This is a genomic window from Neorhizobium lilium, from assembly GCF_004053875.1.
Taxonomy (GTDB): domain Bacteria; phylum Pseudomonadota; class Alphaproteobacteria; order Rhizobiales; family Rhizobiaceae; genus Neorhizobium; species Neorhizobium lilii.
The window spans coordinates 371,742-383,108 of record NZ_SBIP01000001.1; the positions used below are offsets into that span (position 1 = coordinate 371,742).

General features: G+C 61.2%; 8 protein-coding genes. All 8 read right to left on the minus strand.

Going from position 1 to position 11,367, the window contains the following annotated elements; translation table 11 throughout:
• The 8 genes from EPK99_RS01700 to EPK99_RS01735 all read right to left on the minus strand — a co-directional run bounded on the left by EPK99_RS01700 (position 1) and on the right by EPK99_RS01735 (position 11,236).
• On the minus strand, positions 1-2,349 hold the full coding sequence (locus EPK99_RS01700; protein ID WP_128440899.1) for a xanthine dehydrogenase family protein molybdopterin-binding subunit: 2,349 nt from the start codon (positions 2,347-2,349) through the stop codon (positions 1-3).
• Positions 2,342-2,824 (minus strand): (2Fe-2S)-binding protein, encoded by a 483-nt coding sequence (locus EPK99_RS01705; RefSeq protein ID WP_128440900.1) that lies wholly within the window; start codon positions 2,822-2,824, stop codon positions 2,342-2,344. Before EPK99_RS01705 ends, EPK99_RS01700 begins: the two co-directional genes overlap by 8 nt.
• Complete coding sequence (locus EPK99_RS01710; RefSeq protein ID WP_128440901.1) at positions 2,821-3,675, minus strand: FAD binding domain-containing protein; 855 nt, start codon at positions 3,673-3,675, stop codon at positions 2,821-2,823. Before EPK99_RS01710 ends, EPK99_RS01705 begins: the two co-directional genes overlap by 4 nt.
• Positions 3,676-3,862: 187 nt before the next feature.
• Entirely contained in the window at positions 3,863-5,830 is a 1,968-nt protein-coding gene (locus EPK99_RS01715) for a hydantoinase B/oxoprolinase family protein (RefSeq protein ID WP_128440902.1), read from the minus strand.
• 3 nt (positions 5,831-5,833) lie between these two features.
• The gene (locus tag EPK99_RS01720) at positions 5,834-7,861 is read right to left on the minus strand and encodes a hydantoinase/oxoprolinase family protein (protein ID WP_128440903.1); all 2,028 of its coding nucleotides are present in this window, start codon (positions 7,859-7,861) and stop codon (positions 5,834-5,836) included.
• A 117-nt stretch (positions 7,862-7,978) separates the two neighbouring features.
• A complete protein-coding gene (locus EPK99_RS01725; protein WP_128440904.1) occupies positions 7,979-8,959 on the minus strand; it encodes an AraC-like ligand-binding domain-containing protein in 981 nt (326 codons plus the stop codon).
• 296 nt (positions 8,960-9,255) lie between these two features.
• Positions 9,256-10,026, minus strand: coding sequence for an SDR family oxidoreductase (locus EPK99_RS01730; protein WP_128440905.1), 771 nt, complete (start codon positions 10,024-10,026; stop codon positions 9,256-9,258).
• Positions 10,027-10,036: 10 nt separating this feature from the next.
• Positions 10,037-11,236: a mandelate racemase/muconate lactonizing enzyme family protein gene (locus tag EPK99_RS01735; protein WP_128440906.1), complete on the minus strand. Its 1,200-nt coding sequence runs from the start codon at positions 11,234-11,236 to the stop codon at positions 10,037-10,039.
• Positions 11,237-11,367 lie beyond the last annotated feature (131 nt).

Consider the following 11,367-nt stretch of genomic DNA (forward strand, 5'->3'; position numbering starts at 1 on the left):
TCACCTGAGCGTGTTGTCCGTCCAGTTGGGCGCAATATGCGGATAGTCGGGGCGCGGCTCGATATCGTGGATGAGGCGCAGAACGCGCGGCGGCGTCAGTGGCAGCCGGTACACCGGCTTGCCAATCGCATTCGAGACCGCGCAGGCGATCGCGGAGCCGACTGCAAGGATAGGCACCTCGCCCGCACCCTTGGTTCCGAGCGGCCCCATCGAGGGCGCGCCTTCGTAGAGATCCGCAACCACCGGCACGACGTCCTGCGCCAAGGGCACCCGATATGTCTCGAACCCGTCCTGGGCGATACGCCCGTCGCCGGTGATCGTCACTTCTTCGTGCAGCGCATAGCCGAGACCCTGCACGACGCCGCCCTGGATCTGACCCATGATGGCGCGCGGATTGAGCGCCCGGCCGACATCCTGCACGACACGATAGGCAAGCACGTCGACATGGCCGGTATCGGGATCGACCGCGACTTCCGCCTCGTGCACGACGAAAACCGGAATGTCGAGCGCATCTATGAAATGGCCCATGGCGCAGCCCGCCATCGCCGGCGTGTTTTTCGCCGTAAAGCTGCCGGTGCCGCTGATCGGACCGGTCGTCGCCTGCGCATGGGCAACGACCGTCGAAATCGCAGCACCCGAGCCGGGCCGACCGGAAATTTCCACACGCCCATCGCGCAGAACGAGATCCTTCGGCGCCGTTTGCAGCATTTCGCCAGCTGTGCGCAGCAGCTTTTCCCGCACTTCAGCCGCAGCCCCCACGCTTGCAGCCCCGATTGACACCGTGGTGCGACCACCGCCGATGCCGGCATCAAGCCCCGCCGCATCGGTATCGGCTTCGCGTACCACGATCTGGTCGGGATGCAGGCCGAGCTGACCGGCAACGATCTGCGGCAGCGACTGCATCATCGTACCTGAACCGATCTCGACACCGGAGGTAACGAGCGTCGCACTCCCATCGGCGTTGAGGTTGATCGTGGCGGCAGAGGGGCCAACGAAAATGAACCAGGTGCCGAGCGCTGTGGCGCGGCCATAGAGCCGACCGTCCGCCGCATGCTCCAGCGTACCAGTATTTGCCCGCAAGGTGTCCATCCGCTCCAGCATCGGGCCAAGCACATCGCCCTCGAACACCTGGCCTGTCGGCCCGAGATCGCCGTTGCCGAGTACGTTGCGCTTGCGGAATTCAATTGGATCCATGCCGATCGCCGCACAGATTTCGTCGGTGTGCCGCTCCAGCGCAAAACTGTTGTAGACACCGTTGCAGGCCCGGAAAGCTCCATTGGGCGGCGTGTTGGTGTATACGGCCCGGCTCACGAGCCGAACGGCCCCAAGGCGATAGCTGCCGCCCAGCGTGTGCGACGTCATTGTCGTCAGGAAAACCTGCTCGCCTCCGTAGGCGCCGCAATCCATCAGCACCACCGCCTCGCGACCAACGATCTCGCCCTCGGCGGTAACGGCGGAGCGAATGCGGATCTCGGCGTTCTCGCGGCACAGGCAGGTCGCCATTTCCTCCTGACGGCTGTTTTCCAGGATCACCGAGCGGCCGGTCATCCGCGCCAGAAGCGCCGTAATCGGCTCGATCGTGGCGTCGAACTTCAGGCCGAAGCCGCCGCCCACCGGCGGCACCGTCACCCGCACTCTCCCCGGCGGCAGTTGCAGAACGCGACCGGTCACGTTGCGCACCGTCCAGGGCACCTGGGTCGAGGTCTCTATATGGGCCCGGCCGTTTTCCCAACTGCCGATCGCGACGCGTGGCTCGAACGGAACATGGCTCTGCCTGCCGACTGCGATGCTGCTCTCAACGATCGTCACGTCCGACCGGGCAAAGGCAGCATCGACATCGCCGCGCACCGATTTCGCTTCCCAGGCGATGTTACCGTCGCGCGCCCCGCCTTCGGTCAGCACCTCATAGGCACGCCAGTCCTCGTGGATAAGCGGGGCGCCAGGCGCCAGCGCTTCAGCCATCGTCAAAACAGGATTGAGCGGCTCGACGTCCAGCACGATAGCAGCCAGTGCGGCTTTCGCTTCCGCCTCGGTTTCTGCGGCAATGCAGGCGATCGGCTCGCCGTGATAGCGGATCGTGTCTGTCGCAAACAGGGGATGGTCGGCGATGCCGATACCGTGCAGGCCAGGCGCATCGGCACCCGTCACGATCGCATGGACGCCTGGGCATTCGAGTGCTGCCGAAACGTCGAGACGGGTGATACGACCGGCAGGTACCGTAGATCGCAGCAAAACTGCATGCAGCGTATCGGGTCGTGCGCGATCATTGGTGTAGCGGGTGCGGCCACGCAGCTTGTCGCGCGCGTCCCGCCGCGGCAGATCCATGACCGTGGAGGAGACGTCAACCATTGGCCTGCTCCATCTTCTGACTATCAAGAAAGTTCATCACCGCATCGACGATCCGCTCGTAGCCGGTGCATCGACAGATATTGCCGACCATCGCCGCCTTGATCTCATTACGGCCAGCATCGGGGTTCTCGCGCAGAAATGGCGCAAGGCTCATCACCATGCCCGGGAAGCACATGCCGCATTGCACGACGTCCGCCGCCTCGAACGCCGCCTGCAGCGGATGCAGTGCCGTATCGCCCGGCGCCAGAGCCTCGATCGACTTTACCGTCGCACCGTCCAGCAAGCCGATCGGCCTCAGGCAGGACATGACCGCCTCCCCATCCACCTCGACCGTACAGGCACCGCAAAAACCTTCGCGGCAGACGGCCTTCGTGCCGGTTAAAAACCGTTCGCGGCGCAGTACGTCCACGAGGGGCGTCATGGGATCGCCGTGGAAGCGGCATGCCGATCCGTTGATCCGAAGCGTGACTGTCATTGCACGCTCTCCTTTGCCGAAAGAGATGCAATCGCGCGACGGACCAGTGTAGGTAGGACCTGACAGCGATACCAGCCATCCGCCTCAATGCCATCGCGCCCACGAAAATCAACGCATTGTGCGGCCAGTGCCCTCATCCTTTCGGGATCTGCCGACACGGAAGCCGGCTCTATCGCAAGCACCGCTTCGAGCGAGATCCATCGCCGTGCCACATCTTCGACCGAGCCAACGGCAATTCTAACCCTGCCGTCATGACCCCGCACCGCGGAGACGATCGCGACCGGGTAATCGCCCGCCCGGCGCAATGGCAGGCGCGCATGAGCGCTGGCGATCACATCGCGGCGCAGGATCACCGAGGTGAGGATTGAATCGCGCAGAAATACCCTTCTGTTTGCAAGGAACTCGGCAATCGGCAGGACCTGCCGCTCACCAATGGACCGCAGTTCCACTACCGCATTCATTGCCAGGAATACCGGCAGCAGATCCGCCGCAGCGAAGTCGAATGTACACAGATTGCCGCCGACGGTCGCCACACGCCGGATGGCCGGGTTGGCAGCGCCATTCGCCGCCGCCACCACGGCGTCGAAGCCGTTTAGGCCCGCAAGCTGCCGTGCAAGACCCGCATGGGTGACTGATGCACCTATGACAACCTGATCCTTCTCGATTTCAACGGTAAAAAGAGCGGGAAGGGCGTGCAGGGAAACCAGTACATCCGGAAGATTGACGCCTCGCCGCGGATCACGCATCAGCCAAGTGCCGCCAGCAAGGACGGCCGCGCCTCTGTGTTTGGCGGCAAGCGCTTCCTCGATGCTGCCGGCAACGGTCAGAGACCGCTCCATGCTGTCGAACATATCAGTGCCCCTTGAAATGCCGTCTTTTGCGGCGTTGCAACATTCTGTCCCAGGCCGAAGAGCATGTGAAATAGTTGTTTTTTGAATGTACTATCGAAAAAATTGATACCGTAGCCGGCATCTACCGAGCCGCTGACAGGCGCCGCATCAGCGCGGCGCCCTCTCCTTCTGCCGGCCGGCAAGCGGCTCAGGCCCAGTGTGCGACGGTTCGTTTCTCGAAGCTCTCGCGGAACTGCTTTGTGGTGTTTTCCAACACCTCGCCGGTCTCCCATTCGAGGATGACGGCATAGCGCCTGACAGCATCGAAAGAATTGATTTCGCCTGCCTTGTACTTGCGGGAAACCTCGGCAGGATCCATCCGCGCCCATTCGGTGCGGCTTGCGCGAATTTCGGTCCGCAAGCGCTCTGTCGCCGCCTCGTCAATCTCGTAAGCGCAAAGGTCACGGTCGATTTCACTAACGACGACGCCATAATCCAGCGCCGCGCGTTCGATAGACACGTAGTCGTCGATGACGTCCTCCAGCACTTGGAGCGGGTCGCGCTTGAGTGGGTCGCCGAAACCTCCGCCGCCAGCAGTCGGCCTTGCGAATTCATCGCCGGTATAGACCGGGTAATCCGAAAATACGGAACCGAGCCATGTCGCTTCCGTCTCGCCAGCGCGGCGGATTGTTAAGCCATGTGGCATCGATGGAAGTCCACCTTCAATTCCCCATACGACGGCCCGTTCGCGGTCGCAGATATAGGACATGACGGCGCCTTCTGCCTCCAAGAGCAGCGAGGTCTTCTGGACGCCCACCCCGCCGCGCCATTTGCCCGGACCGGCTGAATCCTGCTTGATCTGGAACTCCGTCGTCCGCGTCGGGTTGACGCGTTCGTTACCCTCGTTCGGCTGCGACATCAGGCCGGTTCCGAAGCAGGCCGTCGTCACGTCGGCGCCATCCTTGCCGTTGCGACCGCCCCAGCCGCCCGGCAGCCATTCGTAGAACATGAAGATCGGCTTTTCCGTCTTACGCGCGTCGCGGCCTCCAGCCAGCAGGTATTCGAGGTTGAAGGCGCAGGCGATCGCCCGTTCCGGCATGATCTTCGACCACATCTCGAAAATCGCATTCATGATCTTTTCGAACGGCATCAGGAAGCCGGTCACGGCCACCGGCCATTCGGCGCTGACGACACTGTTCTTCGGCGCCGTCACCTCAATCATCCGGTAAAAACCGCTGTTCAGCGGCAGATCCGGGAAGAAGGTCTTCATCCCGGCGACGACGGCTGAAAAAGTCGCGCCCGGCGCCGAATTGTACATCGACGAAATCGTCGAATGGCTGCCGGTGAAATCGTAATGGATGCTGTCGCCCTTGATGGTCATCTTGATGCGGATCGGGATCATACCTTCGCCGCCCCCGAGATCGCGATCGATATAATCCACCGTCTCCCAGGTGCCGTCAGGCAATTCCAGCAGACGCTTGCGAACAGCGCGTTCGACATAGTCCTGGACCTCCTCCATGCCGCGAGTAACTTGGTCGCGACCATATTTGGCAACCAGCCTCAGCAGTTCGCGTTCAGCAGCATGGGTCGCCTGCGCCTGCGAATGGATATCGCCGATGATCGAGGCCGGATCGCGGGTATTTGCGGCAATCATATTGGCAACGTCCGAGCAGAAGCGGCCGGCCTGGAACAGCCGGATCGGGGTGATCCGCAGCCCCTCGCGGAACATGTCGCGCGCCGTCACATCGAACGAACCGGGCACTGATCCGCCAAGATCCGACCAGTGGCCGTTGGACTGCGCAAAGCCGATCAGCTTATCCTCATCGAAGATCGGCCGAACGAGGCGGACGTCGCTGAAATGGGTTCCGCCGGCGTAAGGGTCGTTGATCGCGTAAACGTCGCCGGGCGCCATCTCGCCTTCGAAGACGCGGATAACTTCCTTGCAGGTATTGTGCAGCGTGCCGACATGCACCGCGATATCGTAGTTGCCCTGCGCTACCGAATTGCCGTCGGCATCGTGCAGCGCATTGGAAAAGTCACGGTTGTAGATGACGAACGAATAGCAGGTGCGCAGCATCTGTTCGGCCATCTGATCGACCGTGGTAATGAAGGAGTTCTTGAGAACCTCGAACGTGACCGGATCGAGCCTCTGTTCCGGATGGGCAAACGTGTTCATGGCTCAGCCTTTCGTTCCGATGACAATGTTCATGAAGGCATCCACTGCCGCATTCATCTTCGGTGGCACGACGGTGGTAGAGTCGAACTGCTCGACAATGGCCGGTCCGGAGAATGTCGCGCCGGCGGAAAGCTTTTCGCGCTGGTAGATCGCCGCGTCATGCGCCACGCCCTCGAACCAGACCTTGCGGCGCCCGACCGGCTCCGGGGCATGAGGCCTGACCTCGTGCTTCGGCAGATCGGCCTTCGGCACGATGCCGATCGCCTTGATCGCGAGACGGAAGATCGACACCGGCGCCTCGTCACGACGGTAGTTGAACTCCCGCTCGTGTTCGCTGTGGAAGGCTTCGATCAGCTCGCCGATGCTGGCGATACGGGCTGGCGCATTGACGGATAGCGACCGCCACTGGCCCTGGTACATCATCTCCACGGTACGCTGTAGCGCCATGTCGGAATCGGCAATTCCCTCGTGCGACAGGCGTTCTGCTGCCTGCAGTTCCATCCTCTGGAAGGCGACCTCCATTTCCTCCGGTGCAACCGACGACGCATCCGCCATGAAGCTTTCGGAAAAGTCGTGCTGCACGTCGACCAGCAGGCAGCCGAGCGCCGATGTAACGCCGGGGTTGGGCGGCACGATCACCGTCGGGATCGACAATTCCTTGGCGACTGCCGCGCCATGCAGCGCACCGGCTCCACCGAAGGCGATAAGCGCAAAATCACGCGGATCATAGCCTCGGCTGATCGACAGCAGCCGTACCGCATTGGCCATGTTTGCATTAGCGACTGCAACGATCGCCTCGGCGGCCTGATGCAGTTGCATGTCGAACGGACCTGCTACGGTCTCCTGCACCGCGTCAGCGGCAAGCGCCGGATCAAGAGTTATCTTGCCACCGGCAAGGCTGGTGCCGAGGCGGCCGAGTACGACATTCGCATCGGTATTAGTGGCAATGTGGTTGCCGTTGCAATAGCAGGCCGGGCCCGGCGTGGCGCCGGCCGATTGCGGGCCGTTGCGCAGCGAACCACCCTCGTCCTGCCAGGCGAGCGAACCGCCGCCCGCACCGATCGTCAGCACCTCGATCGACGGGAAGCGGATTGGGTAGCCATATTCGATATACCAGTCCTTGGTGATGCGCGACTGGCCGTTCCAGGCGAGCGACACGTCGGTCGAGGTGCCACCCATGTCGAAGCCGATGGAATTGGGGAAACCGCAGAGGTTGCCGATATAGCGGCTGGCGATGGCGCCGGCGGCGATGCCCGATCCGGCCAGCCGGGCGGAGAAATCCCTGACGCTTGCTGGCGTCATCACGCCTCCGCCGGAATGCAGCAGCAGCAGATCCCGCAGATAGCCGCCGGCCGCCAGCTTATCGCCGAGCCGTGAGACGTAATCGACGACAACCGGTGCGCAGACGGCATTCGCCATCGTCGTCGAGAACCGCTCGTGCTCGAAGATCTCCGGCATCACCTCGGAGGAGATCGAGACCGGAATGTCCGGCATCACATTGAGAAGGATATCGCGCATGCGCCGTTCATTGGCCCCGTTCACATAGGAGTTCATGAAGCAGACCGCCACCGACTTGACCTCGCGCTTGCGCAGCACCTCGGCAACATGGCGTGCATCCTCCTCGTTGAGAGCGTCGAGGATCACGCCTTCCGCATCGACCCGCTCGCGTACGGTCAGCCGGTCACGGCGCGGGATATAGGGTTTTGCGACATCCTTGTAGGTGTCCCAGAGATCTTCCTTGTTGGCGCGGCGGATCTCCACGACGTCGCGAAAACCCTCGGTACAGACCATGGCGCAACGCGGCAGTCGGCGGGTGATCAGCGCGTTGGTGGCAACCGTCGTGCCGTGCGAGAACATCGTCACTTCGGAGAGGTCTATGCCCCCCTGCTCCACCCCGTTGAGGATCGCCCGCATCGGGTCGTCCGGCGTCGAGGCAGTCTTCTCGATGCGGATCGCGCCGGTCTCCTCGTCCATGATGCAGATGTCGGTGAAGGTTCCCCCGACGTCCACAGCCACTCTCGTCCTGGTCATGATCTATCCTCTGCGATGTGGGTTCGCCGGACACAATCCGGCCGGCGCCTGCCCCCGCAAGGGGCAGCGTTCTTTGGTTTCGTGATGGCGATAATCCGGTAGAGGCCTCAGGCGCCGTTAATTCCGGCTTCGGCTTCCGGGCAGGCGGCCGGTCCGCAGGAGCGCTTCCCGGCGGGTATCGGTCGGTGAACAGTTGAAGCGGGAACGATAGTGCCGGCAAAATTGGGACTGGTCGGCAAATCCCCAGCGATAAGCGATCTCTGCGATCGTCGCGCCATTGGTGACGGACATCAGATCCTCCGCGCAATGATCGAGCCGGCTGTCACGGATGAAGCCGTTGATAGACTTGTCGCTGCCCTGGAACAGGCCCTGCAGATAACGCAGGGATATTCCGCAGGCATCTGCGACTGCTTGCGGCCCCAGTGCCGTGCTTTTCAGGTTATCGCGGATGTATTGCTCTGCGCGGTGCAGGTGTCCCGCCCGGATCGACGAGACATTGCTGTCGAGCACGCGATCGTCGCTGACGATCGACAGGCAGAGCATTTCGAGCATATGCCGTCCGGTCATCTCTCGCGCCGCCTCGCTGATGTCCGAGACATGGCCGATCGTCGTGCGAACGGTATCGAGAAACAGCGCCGCAACCCCTTGGCTAGCATCGAAACTAAGCGCGCTCAGCCGTTCCGTCGAGCCGATCCTTGCCCGTATGCTGGCCGATGGGACCTTGAGAACCCATAGTGCATTGGGACGGCCGTGCCAGAATTCATAAGGTGCATCGCCGCGCTCGACGATGAAACTGCCCGGATTGCATCTGACGCTACGCGACCCTTGCGAGAAGTTGACCTCGCTGACCTCCGGTATGGTGATCAGCAGGCTGGCATCCTTCTCGTTGAGAAAGTGCCTGCGGTGGCGTCGATATGAGACGCCGTCGCAGCGCATCTTCGACACGCCGACCAGGCCGAGAGACCAGGTCTCCAGCATTCCAGTGAATTCCCGCCTGTTACGATACTCCGTATCGAGCGGAAAGTAGGTTTCGGTCACTGCAGCCTGCCAGGCATCTCCGCCGGACGAGCCGCCGACATTATCGACGACATATCTCATTCCTCGATCCCCTGTGGTCCCGTTTTCTGGACTCTTCTTGCGGGGCGAGGTTACAGCAATTTCAAGGCGGGTATTGGCAAAAAACGCATAAAGTTATGAACTATGCCGTACAACGGTGAATGTTTCGGACACCTCGGAATATTGACGGGCAGTGATCGCTGAATTGAAGGTTGCGACCCTTACCCTTACCTCGTCGGGCGCGAGCCAGATGGCGCGATCTCTTCGATCCGCAGGTCCTTCGGCGCGTGTAGAACAATTCCTTGCATGGTTTCCCTCCCGTTTTCGTGTCTTCTTTGTCAGAGCACGACAGACATGCCGCCATCGACATAGATGATCTGTCCGTTGACATAGTCGGAAGCATTGGAGGCAAGGAAGACTGCGGTTCCCACGAGTTCCTCCGGCCGACCCCAACGCTTCGCAGGGGTGCGACCCTTTACCCAGGCATCGAATTCGGGATTGTCGACAAGGGCCTGGTTCATGTCGGTGAGCATGTATCCCGGACCGATGGCATTGGCCTGGATGCCGTGTTGAGCCCATTCCGCCGCCATGGCGCGGGTCAACATCTTGATGCCGCCCTTGGCCACGGTGTAGGGCGCGACCGTTGCGCGCGCAAGTTCGCTTGTCAGGGACCCGATATTGATGATTTTGCCGCTGCCGCGCGCGATCATTCGCGTTGCGGCCTCTCGACCGATGACGAAGGCACTGGTCAGGTTCGTGTCGATGACCCGCTGCCAGTCGCTCGTCGCAAGCTCGACCATAGGCTTGCGGAACTGGATACCGGCATTGTTGACGAGAATGTCGATCGCAATGCCCTCGGCGTCGAAACGCTTGAATTCAGCAATGATATCAGCTTCGGAATTGACGTCGAACGTGGCGCCGTCAACCGAATGACCGGCGTCCCGGAGTTGTGAAACCGCCTCGGCAACACGGGCGGAATTTGTGCCATTGATAATCACGCGAGCGCCGGCGACGGCCAGTCCCTCTGCCATGGCCCGCCCCAATCCGCGCGAAGAGCCGGTTACGAGTGCGGTACGTCCATGGAGGCTGAAAAGTGGAACACTAGTCATATTTATCTCCTCACATCGAGCTACGACGAACGTGCAGGTCCTGTCGTTCGAAAACCTGCGGCAGAAGATCGACGCCAAGACCCGGTCCCTCCATAGGCAGGACATAACCGTTCTCGATGATCGGGATCGTATCGACAAGCTCCTTGTACCAGCCCGTATAGAAAGCCCGAACCGACTCTTGGATCAACGTATTTGGTTGACTAAAGGAGGCGTGGATGGCTGCGATGAAGCCAACGGGACCGATGCAGTCATGAGGAGCGAACGGCCGGTGATAGGTATCGGCCAGGGACGCGATCTTGCGCCCTTCGGTCAGCCCGCCGGTCCAGCAGAGATCCGCCATGACGATGTGCATGGCATCCCGGTCGAGCATATCCTTGTAGGGGAAGCGAGATCCAAGCGTCTCGCTGGCGCAGACCGAAACAGTCGTCGAGCGAGCGAATTCCGCCAGCGCTTGCGGAGAATTCATGCGGATCGGATCTTCGTACCATGTCGGCTTGTAGGGCTCTAGCGCCCGCGCGATCTGGATCGCGGTCGGAAGGTTCCAGAGCGAGTGGAATTCAACCATGATCTCGATCTTGTCGCCAACCGCTTTGCGGATCTTTTCGAATGGCTCGATCGCCGTCTTCATCTGCGCCGGGGTTATATGCACGCCATGGTTTTCGATGGCGGCGGGGTCGAACGGCCATATCTTCATGGCAGTGATTCCGCTTTCCAGCAGGCTTTCCGCCACTGCGTCGGCACGGTTCATGAAGCCGTCCAGATCTTCGTACGGGCCGCTGACCTCCCCCAGGTTCCAGGTAGATACCGGCTTGATATTCTGCGAGCGCACATATTTGTAACCAGCGCAGGTATTGTAGATCCGTTGCTTATCGCGGCAAAGGCCTCCCAGCATCTGGTGCACGGGTTGTGAGCATACCTTGCCGAACAGATCCCAAAGCGCAATGTCGATGGCAGACGTCGCCCGCGACTCGACGCCCGTGGAAGCCTGGGCCATCGGCAGGTTGGTCATCTCCCGGTGCAAAGCCTCGATGTGCAGAGGGTTTTTGCCCAGAAGCCGCATTGCGAGGGTATCGTGGATATGAGCCTCGACGGCGCCCGCGCCATAAAAGGTTTCCCCAAGGCCAATCAGCCCGGAATCCGTGTGGACGCGCACCCACAACACATTTGCGAACTCGTCAGTCCGCAATGTTTCGAGCGAAACTATCTTCATCACCACCTCCTCATCCGTCTATCGGCGGAGCAATTCCAGCCCGTTCGGACTAATCGAAGCAAGGCTCCCGCGCCTATTCGTAAAGAACGGTAATAGTGCGGGTAAAATTTCACAACATGTTTTAGATGAAT

Excerpts from the sequence above, each read along its gene's own strand:
- EPK99_RS01700 (WP_128440899.1), bottom strand. The coding sequence starts at position 2,349 with ATGGTTGACGTCTCCTCCACGGTCATGGATCTGCCGCGGCGGGACGCG.
- EPK99_RS01705 (WP_128440900.1), bottom strand. The coding sequence starts at position 2,824 with ATGACAGTCACGCTTCGGATCAACGGATCGGCATGCCGCTTCCACGGC.
- EPK99_RS01710 (WP_128440901.1), bottom strand. The coding sequence starts at position 3,675 with ATGTTCGACAGCATGGAGCGGTCTCTGACCGTTGCCGGCAGCATCGAG.
- EPK99_RS01715 (WP_128440902.1), bottom strand. The coding sequence starts at position 5,830 with ATGAACACGTTTGCCCATCCGGAACAGAGGCTCGATCCGGTCACGTTC.
- EPK99_RS01720 (WP_128440903.1), bottom strand. The coding sequence starts at position 7,861 with ATGACCAGGACGAGAGTGGCTGTGGACGTCGGGGGAACCTTCACCGAC.
- EPK99_RS01725 (WP_128440904.1), bottom strand. The coding sequence starts at position 8,959 with ATGAGATATGTCGTCGATAATGTCGGCGGCTCGTCCGGCGGAGATGCC.
- EPK99_RS01730 (WP_128440905.1), bottom strand. The coding sequence starts at position 10,026 with ATGACTAGTGTTCCACTTTTCAGCCTCCATGGACGTACCGCACTCGTA.
- EPK99_RS01735 (WP_128440906.1), bottom strand. The coding sequence starts at position 11,236 with ATGAAGATAGTTTCGCTCGAAACATTGCGGACTGACGAGTTCGCAAAT.